General features: G+C 61.7%; 12 protein-coding genes and 1 other RNA gene. 7 read left to right on the top strand and 6 right to left on the bottom strand.

Annotation, left to right across the window (positions count from 1 at the left end):
- Positions 1-621: 621 nt before the first annotated feature.
- A complete protein-coding gene (pgi, locus tag CRD15_RS01625) occupies positions 622-2,355 on the bottom strand; it encodes a glucose-6-phosphate isomerase (RefSeq protein WP_187401753.1) in 1,734 nt (577 codons plus the stop codon).
- Positions 2,356-2,457: 102 nt separating this feature from the next.
- Here pgi and CRD15_RS01630 point away from each other — a divergent pair, with 102 nt between their 5' ends.
- Positions 2,458-3,981, top strand: a complete 1,524-nt coding sequence (locus tag CRD15_RS01630; protein ID WP_187401754.1) for an NAD-dependent succinate-semialdehyde dehydrogenase — start codon at positions 2,458-2,460, stop codon at positions 3,979-3,981.
- A gap of 7 nt (positions 3,982-3,988) precedes the next feature.
- Here CRD15_RS01630 and hisN read toward each other — a convergent pair whose 3' ends face one another.
- On the bottom strand, positions 3,989-4,855 hold the full coding sequence (gene hisN, locus CRD15_RS01635) for a histidinol-phosphatase (RefSeq protein WP_034981272.1): 867 nt from the start codon (positions 4,853-4,855) through the stop codon (positions 3,989-3,991).
- Positions 4,856-4,929: 74 nt separating this feature from the next.
- The gene (locus CRD15_RS01640; protein WP_034981136.1) at positions 4,930-5,799 is read right to left on the bottom strand and encodes an inositol monophosphatase family protein; all 870 of its coding nucleotides are present in this window, start codon (positions 5,797-5,799) and stop codon (positions 4,930-4,932) included.
- 30 nt (positions 5,800-5,829) lie between these two features.
- On the opposite strand from CRD15_RS01640, the gene prfB reads away from it, so the two are divergent.
- Complete coding sequence (gene prfB, locus CRD15_RS01645; RefSeq protein WP_034981134.1) at positions 5,830-6,957, top strand: peptide chain release factor 2; 1,128 nt, start codon at positions 5,830-5,832, stop codon at positions 6,955-6,957.
- Positions 6,958-7,016: 59 nt separating this feature from the next.
- Here prfB and CRD15_RS01650 read toward each other — a convergent pair whose 3' ends face one another.
- Both CRD15_RS01650 and CRD15_RS01655 read right to left on the bottom strand, forming a co-directional pair.
- Complete coding sequence (locus tag CRD15_RS01650) at positions 7,017-10,493, bottom strand: bifunctional proline dehydrogenase/L-glutamate gamma-semialdehyde dehydrogenase (RefSeq protein WP_187401755.1); 3,477 nt, start codon at positions 10,491-10,493, stop codon at positions 7,017-7,019.
- Positions 10,494-10,666: 173 nt separating this feature from the next.
- Positions 10,667-12,292, bottom strand: coding sequence for an AbgT family transporter (locus tag CRD15_RS01655; protein ID WP_187401756.1), 1,626 nt, complete (start codon positions 12,290-12,292; stop codon positions 10,667-10,669).
- A 177-nt stretch (positions 12,293-12,469) separates the two neighbouring features.
- On the opposite strand from CRD15_RS01655, the gene ftsE reads away from it, so the two are divergent.
- The 5 genes from ftsE to ssrA all read left to right on the top strand — a co-directional run bounded on the left by ftsE (position 12,470) and on the right by ssrA (position 16,235).
- Complete coding sequence (ftsE, locus tag CRD15_RS01660) at positions 12,470-13,159, top strand: cell division ATP-binding protein FtsE (RefSeq protein WP_034969749.1); 690 nt, start codon at positions 12,470-12,472, stop codon at positions 13,157-13,159.
- Positions 13,160-13,198: 39 nt separating this feature from the next.
- Entirely contained in the window at positions 13,199-14,101 is a 903-nt protein-coding gene (gene ftsX, locus CRD15_RS01665; RefSeq protein ID WP_034969601.1) for a permease-like cell division protein FtsX, read from the top strand.
- Positions 14,102-14,154: 53 nt separating this feature from the next.
- Entirely contained in the window at positions 14,155-14,718 is a 564-nt protein-coding gene (gene smpB, locus CRD15_RS01670; protein ID WP_222866354.1) for an SsrA-binding protein SmpB, read from the top strand.
- A 62-nt stretch (positions 14,719-14,780) separates the two neighbouring features.
- Positions 14,781-15,785 (top strand): hypothetical protein, encoded by a 1,005-nt coding sequence (locus CRD15_RS01675; protein ID WP_187401757.1) that lies wholly within the window; start codon positions 14,781-14,783, stop codon positions 15,783-15,785.
- A 67-nt stretch (positions 15,786-15,852) separates the two neighbouring features.
- Positions 15,853-16,235: a transfer-messenger RNA gene (gene ssrA / locus CRD15_RS01680) on the top strand.
- Positions 16,236-16,283: 48 nt separating this feature from the next.
- Here ssrA and CRD15_RS01685 read toward each other — a convergent pair.
- Positions 16,284-16,742, bottom strand: a complete 459-nt coding sequence (locus CRD15_RS01685) for a hypothetical protein (RefSeq protein ID WP_141746995.1) — start codon at positions 16,740-16,742, stop codon at positions 16,284-16,286.
- Between the last annotated feature and the right edge of the window lie 21 nt (positions 16,743-16,763).

Raw genomic sequence — 16,763 nt, forward strand, 5'->3', positions numbered from 1 at the left:
GTCGCTTCTCCCTGTGCCGGCGCAGCTACGCCTGCGGAGATCGATGCCGCTGCGATGCCTACCGCCAAAGTCTTGCGAACCTTCATGGGGAAGCATTCCTTTCTGGAGGATTCGTGTAGTCAAAACAAGTCGAAAACAAGTCAAAAAACCAGCCATGGGGGAGCAGGTTTCGTAAGTGAAATCGATCACCGGAGCCCCAGCGTTAGCTTTCGGGGCACCATCGTTAGCTTTTGGGGTAGATTCGGGCGCGAATGGCACTGGATCGAGGTTGCGACAGGCTGCTTTCGGCGAAAGTTTGGCCGCAAATGTCGTTAGAACGGGAATACGTCGGACGGTTTTCAAACCGTAGGGTGAGCACATCTCTCTGACCAGGCATTATGTCTAGATGAAAATGAGTTGAAATAACGTATTCACGTTCTAGCGACATTCGCCCCTGAAAGCCGCCACATTCGCCCCTGAAAGTCGCCGCATTCGCCTCGATAATCGGCACTTCTGCGCCTGTGAGCTGGTCAGGTCAGAGCCCGGGAGCCGGACAGGCCGGGGAGTAGCCCGGGAGCCGGGCAGGCCGGGCAGTAGCAGCTGGGGTCGGGAAACCGAGAGGCAAGCCGCCCCAGCTAACCGCTAGGCCCGGTGCTGGCGGTAGTAGGCGATGAGGTCGTCGGTGGAGGAGTCGCCGGCGTCACTACGCTCAGCGCCAGTAACCGCAGGCAACAGTGCGCTTGCCTGCTTCTTGCCGAGCTCCACACCCCACTGGTCAAAGCTGTTGATGCCCCAGATCACGCCTTGTACAAAGACAATGTGCTCGTACAGCGCGATCAGCGCACCCAGCGTATTCGGGGTCAGCTTGTTAGCCAGAATGGTGGTGGTCGGCCGGTTGCCGGGCATCACCTTGTGGGGGATCAGTTCGGGCGCCACGCCCTCTTCCTTCAGCTCCTCGGCGTTTTTGCCGAAGGCCAGCACGCGGGTCTGGGCGAAGAAGTTGGACATCAGCATGTCGTGCATGCTGGTGGTTCCGTCGGCGGCCACCGCATCGTCGTGCGGGTTCACAAAGCCGATGAAGTCGGCAGGCACCAAATGCGTGCCCTGGTGCAGTAGCTGGAAGAAAGCGTGCTGGCCGTTCGTGCCGGGCTCACCCCAGTAAATTTCGCCGGACGGGATCTCCACTGGCGTGCCGTCCAGCTGCACGGACTTGCCGTTGGATTCCATCGTCAGCTGCTGCAGGTAGGCGGGGAAGCGCGCCATGTCCTCGGAATATGGCAGCACCGCATGCGACTGCGCACCCAGGAAGTCGGTGTACCACACGCCCAGCATGCCCATCAGTACCGGAATGTTCATTTCCAGCGGCTCGGTGCGGAAGTGGTCGTCGACCTCGTGGAAGCCCTCCAGGAAACGCATGAAGTCCTGCGGGCCGATAGCGGCCATCAGCGACAGGCCAATTGCCGAGTCCACGGAGTAGCGGCCGCCTACCCAGTCCCAGAACTCGAACATGTTGTTCGTGTCGATGCCGAAGTCCTGCACCTTCTCTGCGGCAGTGGAGACGGCCACGAAGTGCTTGGCGGTGATGTCGCGGATGGCGTCATCCCCCTCGACCTCAACACCTGCATCGGCGAGGTTGCGCAGCAGCCAACGGCGCGCGGCGTGGGCGTTCGCCAGGGTCTCGGAGGTGGTGAACGTCTTGGAGGCAATGACGAACAAGGTCGATTCCGCATCCAGTCCGTCGAGCGTTCCGGCCACGTCCGCCGGGTCGATGTTGGAGATGAAGTGCGGGGTGATGCCGGCCGTCATGTAGGGGCGCAGCGCCTGGGCGGCCATCGCCGGGCCCAGGTCAGAGCCGCCGATGCCGATGTTGACGACGTGCTTGATAGTGTGCCCGGTCACGCCCTGCCAGGATCCGGAACGCAGTGCCTTGGCGAAGTCGCGCATGCGGCCCAGCACTGCGTGAACGTCGGCTGCCACGTCCTGCGTCTCGCCCGCGCCTGCGCCGTCGCCCGCACCGTCGCCCGCGCCTGCGCCAACCGGAATACTAAACTCCCGCTCCACCGGAATGCGCAGCGCGGTGTGTAGCACGGCACGATCCTCGGTGGTGTTGATGTGCTCGCCGTCGAACATGGCGCTGCGGTAGTCCTCGAGGCCACGGGCGCGCGCCAGATCCAGCAGCAGGCGCAGGCCACGTTCGTCGATGAGGTTCTTCGACAGGTCCACGTGCAGTGGCCCGACGTTGTAGGTCATGTCGCTGGAGCGCCCCGGCTGCTCAGTGAAGAGCTCTCGCAGTTGGGTGCCGCGCGTCGCGTCGGCGTATTCGGTGAGCTTCTTCCATTCCCGCGTCTTATGTGCAGATTCGCGTTGTTCTGGCATGGGCACAGCCGGGCTCCTCTCGTTGCTACAAGTCTCTCTTCCCAACGTAGTGGAAAAGGTGGTGGCGCGTGGTGGTCAGTGCAGAAGCGTATATGTGGTTCCATGACTTCACTCAACATTCCTTCTGATTTCAGCATTACCCTGAACGCGGCCGGGCAGTCCTTCGATGTGCCCACGGGGTTGTTCTTGGGCGGTGCTTGGTGCGCTGGTTCTTCGGGCGAGGTCTTTTCTGTTATTGACGCCGCCACGGGGAAACCTTTCGCAGATGTCGCCGCGGCGACAGAAGATGATGCGCGGGAGGCCATGGATAGAGCCGTGGAGGTTCAGGCGGACTGGGCGGAATCCACCCCGCGCGATCGTTCCGAGATTCTGCGTCGACTCTTCGACCTGGTGCACGAGCATGCCGACCAGCTGGCGGCTCTGCAGTCTCTGGAGCTGGGGCGCGCGCTGCCTGATTCCAAGGGCGAGGTGACCTACGCTGCCGAGTATCTGCGCTGGTTTAGTGAGCGGGCGGCGGCGATCACCGGCGAGTATCGCGTGGCTCCGGCGGGCAATGGACGCATCGTGACCACGCACCGCCCGGTGGGGCCCGTGCTGGCCATCACCCCGTGGAACTTCCCGCTGGCGATGGTCACCCGCAAGCTGGCTCCGGCGCTGGCGGCGGGCTGCACCGTGATCGCTAAGCCGGCACAGCTGACCCCGCTGACGATGCTCTACTTCGTGGAGCTGGGGCGCATGGCTGGCATTCCGGATGGCGTATTCCAGGTTCTGCCGACGTCCTCGGCCCGCCGCGTCTCGGTGCTGTTGGATGATGACCGCCTGCGGAAGCTGACGTTCACCGGGTCCACGGAGGTGGGGCAGGCGCTGGCGGCCACCGCGGCACAGAAGACGATCCGCACGTCGCTGGAGCTCGGCGGCAACGCGCCCTTCGTTGTGCTGGAACACGCGGATGTAGACAAGGCCGTGGAGCAAGCGATTGCTGCGAAGATGCGCGGCGCGGGCCAAGTTTGTGTGGCCGCTAACCGCTTCATCGTCCACGAGTCCCTGGCGGAAAAGTTCGAGGCCGGTCTGGTGCAGAAGATGGCCGAGTTTGTCATGGGTCCCGGTACCGATCCGAAGTCGACGATGGGCCCGATGGTCAGCCTGGACCAGCGCGACGGTGTTCGCGACATGGTAGCCAAGGCGGTAGAGGAGGGAGCGCACGTCGCCCTCGGCGGCAATGAGGCGCTGGAAAAGCTGGGGGAGACGCACCCCGAGCTGGACCCGAATGGTTTCTGGTATCCCGCCACGGTGCTAACGGGGGTGACGCCACAGTTTGAGATCGCTAATCAGGAGATCTTCGGGCCGGTCGCGGCCGTGCAGCGTGTCTCCAGCGATGAGGAGGCACTAAAAGTCGCCAATGACACTGTCTTCGGCCTGGCTGGCTACGTGATGGGCGAGGATATGAAGAAGACCCTGCGCTTTGCCGAGCGCATGGAGGCCGGCATGGTGGGCGTCAACCGGGGCGCACTATCGGATGCCGCGGCGCCCTTTGGCGGCGTGAAGCAGTCCGGCCTTGGGCGCGAGGGTGGATTCGAGGGGATCGAGGAGTACCTCGACACCGTCTACCTGGCGCTCGACGTCTAGGTTCCGGCTAGGCCAGCGCGCCAAGCGTGGCCTCGTGCAGCAGGCCGTTGGTGGCTACAGCGGAGCCGCCGTGCGGGCCATCCTCGCCGTCCAGAGAGGTGAACCGCCCGCCAGCCTCCGTGATAATTGGCACCAGCGCGGCCAGATCCCACAGGCTGACCTCCGGCTCGGCGGCGATGTCGACCGCACCTTCGGCAACCAGCATGTAGGACCAGAAGTCGCCGTATCCGCGCAGGCGCCATGCGGAATCCGTCAGGCTGATCAGCTGCTCGCGCTTGCCGCAGTCCGCCCAGCCGGACAGCGAGGAAATCGCGATGGAAGAGTCCGCGACATTCGCAACCTTCGAAACCCCCAGTTGGTGCGCGCCCGCCGACGGCACTCCGCCATCGACAGAGCCACCGTTTGCCGGTGCTGCATCTGCGCTGGTTCCGCTGCTTGCCGGGGTGTTAAACAGTCGCCAAGCTCCGGCCCCCTTGGCTGCCCACCAGCGCCGTCCTAGTGCAGGCGCGGACACAACGCCGACCACTGGCTTGCCGTCTACCAACAGGCTGATCAGTGTGGCCCACACGGGTACTCCGCGCACAAAGTTCTTCGTGCCGTCGATGGGGTCGATGACCCATTGGCGCCCGGCGAAGGTGACGTCGCCACCGAACTCCTCGCCCAGCAGAGCATCGTCCGGGTAGTGTGCGGCGATGATCTCCCGCAGTTCCTTCTCTACGGCGGTATCCGCGTCGCTGACCGGTGTGAGGTCCGGCTTCGATTCAACGCTCAGGTCGCTCGCTTCGAAGCGCGCCATGGTGATCGTGTCCGCCGCGTCCGCCAGCGTCAGCGCCAGGTTGAGGTCATCTGCATAGGTGGATACCGAGTCCGTCATGAGGCACATGATAGCCCAGTCGACTCGAGTTAAGCTACGGGGCTTCCGGGAGTGTTGTGATTGCTGTGACTCTTTTATGCCTCACGCAACGCCGCCGCTGCCTGCTCTACTGCGTCGGGCGCCCCGGCAATGAACCAGGTAGTGCCGTCTTTTTCTTCCTTCTTAGCGACGCCCCCAGCTCCCTCGACCAAAGCTCGCCCAGGCAACCAATCCCAGCTGGCCACGCTGTGCTGCATCCAGCAGCCGAGCTCGCCACCGGCCACGCAAGCCAAGTCGATGGACGCAGACCCCAGCATGCGCACCGTGGCAAACTGCGTAGCCACGGCAGTCCAGTTGTTCAGTCGGGTGGCGTCCGCGATGTCAGTGGGGTGTAGGTAGCCACCTAAGCAGGTCAGTTCCGCTGCGGTATTGGGTAGGTCGATACGGTTGGCGTCACGAGTAGTAGGAATATCCGGACCACCAAACCACGTGTAGCCCATCGCCGGACGGTGAACGGCGCCGAACAGCAGGGCATCCGGATCCTCGGGGGAACCCTCGACGAGAGCCAGTGCGGAGCACCAATAATCAGAGCCCGTGGTGAAGTTGTATGTGCCATCGACCGGGTCGATGACCCAGGTGCGGCCGGACTTCGACTCCACGGACGTGCCTTCCTCACCCAACAGACCATCGTCCGGGCGAATGGCGCGCAGCGCGTCGGCAATGAACTTCTCGGCCGCCCGATCGGCAGCCGTGACGACATCGCTGACGGAGGTCTTCTGCTCCGTATCCACACCCGTCTGACGCATCCGCCATGCCAAACGGCCTGCGTTATAGACCAGCGCCTGGGCCAGGTGGTGGTCGGAATCGTCGACATGCGCCACGATGAACGTCTTGATGATCGCGTTCAGCATGTCCTCGGGAATCGGGGAAGAAGAATCATTACCGTTAGTAGCCATGCATTCCATTGTGCATGCCGCCGGGTAGACTTGCGCATTATGCAACCGGAAGTTTCTGCAGACCTAAGCGACCTGGACGGCACCCTGACCACCATCGAGAAGGTGCTGGACCTCAAAGAGCTGGGCGATCGCGCCCGCGAGCTGGAAGATCAGTCCGCAGATCCCTCCCTGTGGGACGACCCGGACCACGCACAGCAGGTGACTTCCGAACTGTCGCGTGTGCAGGGGAAACTCAAGAAGGTCACGGGCCTGCGCCAGCGCCTGGACGACCTGCCGGTGCTCTACGACATGGCAGAAGAAGAAGCCGGGGACGACCCGGACGCCGCCAAAGAGGCCGTGCAGCTGGCCGACGCGGAACGCGCGGAACTGCGCCAGGAGATCGAATCCCTAGAGGTCACGACCATGCTGTCGGGGGAGTATGACGAGCGCGAAGCCGTGGTGAACATCCGCAGCGCCGCCGGTGGCGTGGATGCCGCCGACTGGGCAGAGATGCTGCTGCGCATGTACACCCGCTGGGCAGAGAAGGCCGGGCACAAGGTGGAGGTCTACGACATCTCCTACGCCGAGGAAGCCGGCATTAAGTCCGCGACCATCGTGATCCACGGCGAATACATGTACGGCACCCTGTCCGTGGAGCAGGGAACCCACCGTCTGGTGCGCATTTCCCCCTTCGACAATCAGGGCCGCCGCCAGACCTCCTTCGCAGAGGTCGAGGTGCTGCCCGTGGTGGAGCAGACCGACCACATCGACATTGACGACAACGATGTGCGCGTGGACGTCTACCGCTCCTCTGGCCCCGGCGGGCAGTCGGTGAACACCACCGACTCGGCGGTGCGCCTGACCCACGTACCTACCGGCATTGTGGTGACGTGCCAGAACGAGAAATCGCAGATCCAGAACAAGGCATCTGCCATGCGAGTGCTGCAGGCGAAGTTGCTGGAGCGTAAGCGTCAAGAAGAACAGGCCGAGATGGACGCGCTGAAGGGCGACGGCTCGAACTCCTGGGGTAACCAGATGCGCAACTATGTGCTGCATCCGTACCAGATGGTGAAGGACCTGCGTACGAACGTCGAGGTCAACGACCCCAGCAAGGTGCTGGATGGTGACCTCGACGGCTTCCTAGAGGCCGGCATCCGCTGGCGCATGGCGCAGCAACAGGAGGCTTAGCTCGACGCGGAGCGCACGCCGGGCAGCAGCCCGGCGCCGCCTGTGGCGCTTCCAGGGCCTTAAGGCGTGAGGCCGTGGATGTAGCCGAAGCGGTGCTCCGTGGTGGAGATCGCCTGTTCGAGCAGCATGGGTAGCAGCTCGCGGCGGCCATCGGGCAGCACGTCTTGATCCAGGATCACCGAACCGGATTTTGCCGCGGCCTCGTAGAACTCCTCTGGGCTATTGCCCAGGGCACGGACGCGAACCGACTGGGCGATGGCGATTTCCTCGGCGAAGTCGCGGTCGGAGGACGTACGCATCTGCTCACCCAGCTCGCCCCACTCGCGGGCGACCTCCGGGTTGGCGGAAATATCCAGCTCCGTGCCGGTGGCCGCGGAGGCCAGCTTCAGGCGCAGCAGGTCACGCGGGTTCGCGCCCTCGGAGACGCGGACGCGCAGCGGCTCGAGCAAAGGCTTGTAGCGGAACACGTTGGACTCCACGACCAGGGCGGTCTTGTCATGTTCGACGCCGAACTCGGTGGACATCGCGTAGGCGTCCGATTCCGCCGCACGGCGGAGCCACACGTGGTCGTCCTTGGATAGGGCGGGGGAGCCCAGGCCACGGATCTCACGCAGCAACTGGGTGATGTGGGTCGGGAGGGTACCGGCAGCCAGCTCGCTGAGGTCGCCTTCGGTCCACACGCCCTGCTGAGCGACGTAGTTCGGGCCACCGGCCTTCGCACCGCTGCCCAGGGCGGAGTTCTTCCAGCCACCGAAGGACTGGCGCTGTACGATCGCGCCCGTGATGCCGCGCTCGACATACGCATTGCCGACCTCCACGCGCTCGCGCCAATAGGCGGTTTCCTCCACATCGATGGTGTGGATGCCGCCGGTCAGGCCGAAGCCGGTGGAGTTTTGCCACTCGATGGCCTCGTCCAGAGTTTCGGCGTGCATGATGCCCGCCACCGGGCCGAAGCACTCGTGGGTGTGGAACCAGCTGCCCGGCTTCACGTTATCGCGCAGGCCCGGGGACCACAGGGTGCCCTCGTCGTTCAGCTTCCGTGGCTTCACCAGCCACTTCTCGCCCTTCTCCAGCTCGGTCAGGCCGCGCAGCAGCTTGTCGCCCGGGGCTTCGATCACACCGTTCATGACAGTGGAGATGTCCGAGCCGGGGCCGACCTTGATGGAACGCACGGCATCGACCAGCTGGTTGATGAAGCGCTTGGACTTGCCGATGGATCCGACGGTGATGATCAGCGAGGCAGCGGAGCACTTCTGGCCGGCGTGACCGTAGGCGGACTTGAAGATATCCGCCACCGCCAAATCCGGGTCGGCCGACGGCGTAACGATGATCGCATTCTTACCGGAGGTCTCGGCATTAATAACCATCCGCGGTTTCCAGCCACGGAACAGCTTGGCAGTCTCGGAAGCACCGGTGAGGATCACGGACTCCACATCCGGGTGGCTGACCAGGCGCTTACCGGCCTCGGCCTCGTCGGCGTTGACCAGCTGCACCAGATCCTCCGTGATTCCGGCATCGCGCAGGATACCGATGAAGACCTCTGCGATGCGCAGCACCTGCGGGGCGGGCTTGATGATCACACAGGAACCGGCCGCCAGGGCGGCGAAGATACCGCCCAGCGGGATGGCGATGGGGAAGTTCCACGGTGGGGTGACCACCACGGACTTGTACGGGGTGAACACCGAGCCGCGCACATGGTCCAGCTGGCGGGCGCTCTCCGCGTAGTAGCGGGCAAAGTCGATGGCCTCGGAGACCTCGGGGTCCGTCTCTGCGACGGTCTTGCCGGCCTCGAACACTGCCGCCGAGATCAGCTTCGAACGGTTGTTGGCCAGCGCGTCCGCCGCGCGGTCCAGCAGCTCCGCACGCTCTGCGCCGGTCTTCTGCGACCAGGTTTCGGAAGCCTCGCGGCAACGCGCCACGGCGGCGTCGATAACCGCAGGGTCAGTAACCTCCGGGGTCTGGGCGGGGCCAGGATCGCTGGACGGATCGACGATCTTCAGTGCCCATTCGCGGTTGGCAGGCAGGGTGGGATCAGTATCCGGCTCGTTGACGAAGTTGCCTGGCAGGCCGTCGGACTGGCAGCCCAGCTGCTGAGCTTCTTCCTCCAGTCGGTTCTGGGTGCGGCGCGGACCGGCGAACGTATCCCAGCGGTCGCGCACGGAGTTGCGAAAACGCAGCTCCTGGCCCTGCATGGGGGTCATGCCGGTGATGTCGGTCTCGTCATCCTCCGGGGTGAACAGTGCGTAGAGGAAGTTCTGCTTCGCGCCGTTTTCCTCGAGGCGGCGCACCAGGTAGCTGATGGCCACGTCGAAGTCTTCCTTCTTCACCACAGGGGTGTACAGGATCATCTTGCCGGTGACATCACGCACGGCCTCGGACTGGGCGGGCGACATGCCCTGCAGCATTTCGACGTCCAGCTGGTGCTCCACATTGCGGGCGACAGAGAGCTCGTGGGCCAGCGCCAGGTGGTACAGGTTGTGCGAAGCCACACCGATGCGCAGGTTGTCCGCGTGCTCGGGGTGCAGAACCCAGTCCAGCAGGCGGACGTAGTTCGCATCTACCTCGGCCTTGGTCAGGTAGGGTGCCTGTGGCCAGTCGTGGATCTCGGAATCCACGCGCTCCATGGAAAGGTTGGCGCCCTTCACTAGGCGCACCTTGGTCTTCGCTCCGCCCTTGGCGCGACGTTCCTTGGCGAACTCAGCGAGTTGCTGAAGTGCGTCGAAGGTATCGGGCAAGTAAGCCTGCAGAACGATGCCGGCCTCTAGCTCGCGGAATTCTTCCTCATCCATCAGCTCCGTGAAGATTTTGATGGTCAGGTGGAGGTCCTTGTATTCCTCCATATCCAGGTTGATGAACGGGTGTGGGTCGCGCTTCATTGCCTCGCGGTACAGCGGGCGCAGGCGATCCTTCAGGCGCTCGGCGGAGCCTTCCAGATCCCAGTGGTTGAGCTGGCTGACTACGGAGGAAGCCTTGACGGACACGTAGTCCACCCGCGGATTCTTCAGCAGATCGATGGTGTTATCCAGGCGGCGCTGCGCCTCGGCCTCGCCCAGCACGGCTTCGCCCAGCAGGTTGAGGTTTAGCTGGAAGCCCTTGTCGCGGTAGTCCTCCAGCATCCGATCCAGCGCCTTGGACTCTGCGTCCAGAACCAGGTGGCCGACGGTGGCGCGCAGGTAGGAGCGCGCGATGGGCATAACGATGTTCGGCAGAATCGGAGCAGCGATGGACCCTGCGGTCACTAGGAAGGAATCAACCAGGTTCATGAACCCCGGCACCGGTGCGGTGCGTTTGAAGGGGTTGGCGATCTTTGCGAACTCCTTGGCGGAAACGTGGTTGTCCTCTGGGCGGGCCACGCGGTCGACGAAAGCGAATGTGAACTCCACGCCGTCCGGGTCGTGCACCATGTCCGCCAGCTGCTTGGTGGAGGGCGAGGTTTCCTCGATCTCCAGCCAACGTTCGGCGCGGTGGATGGCCTTGGTGACCACCGCTTCGACATCGGAGCTATCTGGTAGGGGAGTATTAGCCTGGCTTTGCAACGCCGACCTCAATTCTTCATTGGTTGGCCAAGGCGCACTGTTAGCCCCTGACCAAGCGATGTGCAGGGTTTGTTCCCCACCCTAACGATCCGACTTCGTTAGGGCTACCGTGGGGGCTTGTTGTTTGAATCGAGGGTGGTGGCGGGCGGTTTAGGCTGCTTGTGGTGTTGTCCTTACTGCGCTGCCGGGTAGTCCATTGGGGTGCCGGGGCCCAGTGGCAATCCGACCATCCACCAGAGCGCGAAGAACAGGAACCAGCCGACCAGCATGGCGATGGAGTAGGGCAGCGCCAGTGACATCAAGGTACCGATGCCCGCCTTCTTGTAGTAGCGCTGCAGGAACGTCAGAGCCAGGGCGAAGTACGGGCTCATTGGGGTGATGATGTTCGAAGGCGAGTCGCCGATGCGGAACAGCATCTGGGTGACCTCGGGAGAGAACCCGACGTACATAAACATCGGCACAACGATCGGGGCCATCAGCGCCCACTGGGCGGAACCAGAGGTAATGAAGAGGTTCACCAGTGCTACCAGGATTACAAAGGCGCCGAAGAGCAACAGTGGCGGCAGATCCGCCTTCTGTAGCAGCTCCGCGCCCTTAATGGCGGTCCAATCGCCCAGGTTGGATGCCTTGAACCAGGCCAGGAACTGGGAGACGGCGAAAAACAGCACCATCATCGGCAGCAGGGTCTTCAAACCGCGCGCCATGAAATCCGGAACGTCGCTGGCCTCTGTGATGGACTTAATACCCAGCCCGTAAACCAGGCCGAGGATCAGGAAGGCAGCGCCGATGGGCACAGCCACTGCGGTGATCAGAGGGCTGGACATCACCTCGCCGTTTTCGCCTTGAAGCGGTGATCCCGGAACGAACAGCAGTGCAAAGTAGATGGCCGTCATGATTATGGCGACGATAGCGGTAGTCCCTAGTGCGCGTGCCTCGTCGGGCTCGAGCCTCAATGCGGCGGTGATCTTTTCCTGCGGTACGTCCCCAGCGAGTGCGTCATCGCCGTCGCGGCCGGTATTGAAGGTGACCTCCGAGTAGTCGATTTCGTCGTGGTCCACCAGCTCCTGGGTACGTTTGTTCATGTACAGCTCCGTCAGTGCCGTGATGATCAGCGCCAACACGACCGCGCTGACGGCTACGAAGAAGTAGTTGGCTAGCGGCGAGACGTGGTATTTGTCATCCACGATGTGGGCCGCCGAGGTGGAGATTCCACCCAACAGCACGTCGGTGATGTTCAGGACCAGCGAGGAGTTAAACCCGGCCGAGGATGCGGCAAAGGCCACCATCGCGCCAACGATCGGGGATCGCCCCACTGCGCGGAAGGCAACGGCGCCCAGCGGAATGAGGATCACGTACACCGCGTCCGAGGCTACGGAGCCCGTCACACCTGCCAGAGCCACTACGAAGGTCAGAAGTTTCGGTCCGACTCTAGAGACGGTTGCGCGTACCACCGCGCTGATTAGGCCAGAATGCTCGGCCACGGCCACGCCCAGCATGACCGTAATAATCAGGCCCAGCGGTGGGAAGGTGACGTAGTTGTCCACCACGCCGGAAAGTATCTCCTTGAGCCCATCAGAACTCAGCAGGTTGACGATCTCTACCTTCTTGCCGCTTTCTGGGTTCGTGGCGCTCAGGCCAAGCTTGTTGAAGATGAAGCTGGAGACGAGCACTAGCCCGCCGAGGATGACGAACAGCCAGAACGGGTCGGGGAGTTTGTTGCCGACTTTCTCGATGAATCCGAGGAAGCCCCCGGGCTGATTGCTCTTTGTAGTTTCTTCTTTTGTCTGCGTATCGCTCAAGGGTTCTTCTCTCTTGTTGACGCCAAACGCCTCAATCGGGTTGGGTTGCGACTTTACATTCTGGGGTGCCGCGGGACAGCAGAAGCCCAGAATCAACGGAGCCGTACGAAGCCTCAGGAGTAACAGCAGTCACTTTGGACTATCTTTGTATCATTAGTTTCGCTACACTGTGTGCTCGTGATCACCTTCGAAAACGTAACCAAAAGCTATATGTCGTCCGGGCGCCCCGCCCTGGATAACGTCACCCTGGAAATCGAAAAAGGCGAATTCGTATTCCTGATTGGCCCTTCCGGCTCTGGTAAGTCGACGTTCCTGCAGCTCATCCTCCGCGAAGAAAAGCTGGATTCCGGCGATCTGCATGTTGCTGGCTACCACGTGAACAAGATCAAGAACCGGGACGTGCCCAAGTTGCGCCAGCGCATCGGCTACGTATTCCAGGACTTCCGTCTGCTGCCGAAGAAGACCGTCTTCGACAATGTTGCCTTCGCCCTCGAAGTGATCGGCAAGAAGCGCTCGGATATTCAGCACCTGGTGCCTGCCGCGCTGAAGACCGTTGGCTTGGACGGAAAGGAAAACCGCTTCCCACACGAACTGTCGGGTGGCGAACAACAGCGCGTGGCGATCGCGCGGGCGTCCGTAAATAAACCCCTTGTTCTGCTGGCGGACGAGCCGACAGGCAACCTGGACCCCGATACCTCGTCCGAGATCATGATGCTGCTTAACCGCATCAACCAGAACGGTACGACCGTCGTCATGTCCACGCACGACGATGTCGCGGTGGATTCCATGCGCAAGCGCGTGATCGAGCTATCGAAGGGCAAGCTCGTGCGCGACGACGAATACGGAATGTACGGCGTGGGCCGCTAGCGCCGGCCTGCAAGCTAAGAGGTTAAAAGGGAAACAATTATGAAGACCAACTTTGTGCTCCGTGAGGCGTTTTCGGGCCTGCGCCGCAACATGACCATGACGATCGCGATGATCATCACCACCTCCATTGCCCTGGCCTTGCTGGCAACCGGCTTTCTGCTGAGCGCGATGACGGAGCGGACGAAGGACATCTACTTCGACCGCATCGAGGTGATGGTGCAGCTGAACGATGAGATCTCTGCTACCGACCCGACGTGCTCCTCTCCCGAATGCTCGGGCATTAAGCAGCAGCTAGAGGGCGACGAAGCGGTGAAGTCCGTGACCTTCCGCAACAAGGAGCAGTCCTACGAGCGCTTTGCGGAGCTCTTCGGTGAGTCCGACCCGCAGCTGGTGGAGCAGACGGAAAAGGATGCGCTGCCGGCTGCCTTCCACATCCGCCTTGCCGACCCAGAGAACACCGCGCCGATCGACGCACTGCGCGACAACCCGGCCGTGGCTAGTGTGCTGGACCAGGGCGATGACCTGCAGGCAGCGATGCGGAACCTGGATGCGATCCGCAACGCCTCGTTTATCGTTGCTGCGGTGCAGGCCATTGCGGCTATCTTCCTGATTATGAACATGGTGCAGATCACCGCGTACTCGCGCCGCAGCGAGATCAGCATTATGCGCATGGTCGGCGCCTCGCGCTGGTACACCCAGGCTCCGTTTGTGCTGGAGGCCATGGTGGCCGCTCTGGTTGGTGCCGTCCTTGCGGTTGGTGGCATGTTCGCAGCAAAGGTGCTGGTGGTCGATCGTGCCCTGAAGGCCGTATACGACCAGCAGTTGGTGGGTCGCGTGACAAACAGCGATTTGTGGCTGGCCGCGCCGTTCGTTGTGCTGGTCGGCATGGCAGTTGCAGCGGTGACCGCGCAGGTGACATTGCGCTGGTACGTGAAGAACTAGCGCTCGTAAGCATTTTCGCTCGGGAGAGCGCTCGGTGGTAGTGTGTGGCTGTCATGGCAGCAAAAAAGAGCACTCCCACCGATTCGGGGAAATCGAAGGGGAAAAAGGGTAAGCCCCAGAAGGGGCAAAAAGGTACAGGTCAGAAGGGGACTGGCCAGATCGTCGTTGCCGCTAACCGCAAGGCGCGCCACGATTACCACATCATCGATACCTACGAGTGCGGTGTGGTTCTGGTAGGCACGGAAGTTAAGTCTTTGCGGGAGGGCAAGGCTTCTCTTGTGGACGCCTACGCCACCATCGACGAAGGTGAGGTCTGGCTGCGTGGACTTCACATCCCGGAGTACTCCATGGGGCACTGGACGAACCACAGCCCCCGCCGTACCCGCAAGCTGCTGCTGCACCGCCGGGAAATCGACTCGCTTATGGGCAAGGTTCGCGACGGAAACAACACTTTGGTTCCGCTGCAACTGTACTTCGTTGTCGGCAAGTTGAAGGTTGAGCTGGCGCTGGCGCGCGGTAAGCAGGAATACGACAAGCGCCAGGACATCAAGCGTCGCACTGAGGAGCTCGAGATTACGCGCGATCTGGGGCGCCGGATTAAGGGGATCCAGGGCTAGGGGCGGTAACGCATAGGCGGCGCCTATTGAACGGGTCTTCGCGTTTTGATATTTTCAGGCCTGTGAAAAATGACGACGTCGAGCACTGGTCCCTGAAGCACCCCGAGTTCGGGCTGCTTGAGCTGTTTATCGGCGAGCCGGATGCACTACGGGAAATCGATCCTGATTTCCCCGCGTCCGAAAAGAAAACCGACGCGGAAAACAGCACCGAGCCGGAGGCGGAAGAGGGAGCTGAAGGTGATGTGGGGGACGAGGGGGCGTCCACAAAAGAAAACAGCGAGAAGCTCCACAAGAAGCTGACGGAGAAACTAGACGGCCTCGATAAGAACCGTCAGCTGCTCGTGCGTCGCGACGGGGTGACGATCGGGAGGTACAAGAGCCTCCAGAATCAAAAGATTGATCTGGGTAAGAGTGACGCGACCGTTAAGGCTGGGAAGTACGGCGGTGAGATGACGCTCAGTGCGCCGTACCTGGGGTGGACGTCGAACTTCCTTGATAGCTGGATGATCGAGGTCAAGGTGAAGGACGACGAGGGGGTGGTGGTCTTCGATCCGCCTGAAGGCTCGCGGGCAGCTAAGCGCTGGGAGGCGATGGAGGAGTCGCCGTTCAAGCGCTGGTTCTACCCGCTAGTTACCGGCCTGGGGAAGGGCGGTTGGGCGCTGGCCGTGATCGTGCTGGGACCATTGGTTTCGCGATTGATTTCGTGGCTACTGAGCTTCCTACCGGACTGGGATATCGACATCCCGTGGCCAGAGATCAACTTGCCGTCGATCCCGTGGCCGGACATCAACTTGCCTTCCATTCCGTGGCCGGACATCAACCTTCCCTCGATTCCGTGGCCGGATTGGCACATGCCCGAATGGATGGAGCCGATTCTGCGTGTAATGGCATTCATGGCGGATTACAGCAAGGTATGGGTGCCTGTGGTGATCGGCATCGCGGTCGGCCTGATGGCGGTGAAGAACAACGAAAAGTCCAAGGAGCGCAAGGCGAAGTGGCAAGACGAGCAGGCGGGCAGCGAGAACGAGGACAGTGACAAGGCGGACAGTGAGCAGACGGATTCTTGAATCAGCACCACACGCGGGTGTAAGGTTAGACTTCCTGTTGTACAAGCGTTTCCGCAGCAGGAATCATGGGGTCGACTTGGTTTCGACTTTGTGCATTGAGCCAGGGGAAGCGTGCCGGTGAAGGCAGACGACCACCGATTTTAAGCGTCGCTGCGAATTTATAAGCGCCGAGAACACTCAGCGCGACTACGCCCTCGCTGCCTAATTACAGCGACCGCGTGTCTGTCAGCCCGGGGATGTCCCTGACCCGGTAGCTGGCATCGACTTAAGGGACTTGCCGCGCGGCTTTGTTGCTTGGGCCGTGCGGGACATCTTTCGAGCAACTGGGCCCATCATCCAGGCTGGTTCGTGAGCGCTGGAGGGTCGAGCAGAGGTCACGTGCGAACTGCGCACGGAGAAGCCCTGGCGAGGTCGCAAAGGACCCGGGTTCAATTCCCGGCGGCTCCACAGAACGCATTTCCCCAGTTCAGAAATGAGCTGGGGTTTTGCCGTGCTCGATTAACAAGCTGGAATTGGAATGCCATCCGCTTTCAGATATTTAGGGAGAAAGCCATAATGTGCTTCCCAAACATGGTGCTGGTTTAGTTTATTATGCAGGGGGTTACCAGTTTCGACCCTCCGATCTAGGGCAACCGCGCATCGTTCAGCGGCTAGCTTAGAAGTGAACGCCCCCACTAGTTCTGGGTCAAAATCGTCTGCTCTTCTTTCTTCCTCCTGGGCAGGTCCAGATCGGAAAACCAGAAAGATTACATCGGAAGGGAGTTTTCTGAGTAGGGTCCTATACCAGTCTTTAATGGTTACTTCTTCAATCCAGCAGCTGTACATTTTTGATTCTACATATTCGGCCATTGCGTCTGCTTGTTTTCGATTACGTGCGACACCGACGAAGTCTTCTTGAAGAGTTTCTTTTTGGTGAGAGAAGAGTGCGAGCACGCTCGGGTATGCAGCTTTAAGCATGGGGCCTCCTCAGGCTCTACA

The organism is Corynebacterium sp. LK28 (genome assembly GCF_014335105.1).
GTDB lineage: Bacteria > Actinomycetota > Actinomycetes > Mycobacteriales > Mycobacteriaceae > Corynebacterium > Corynebacterium macclintockiae.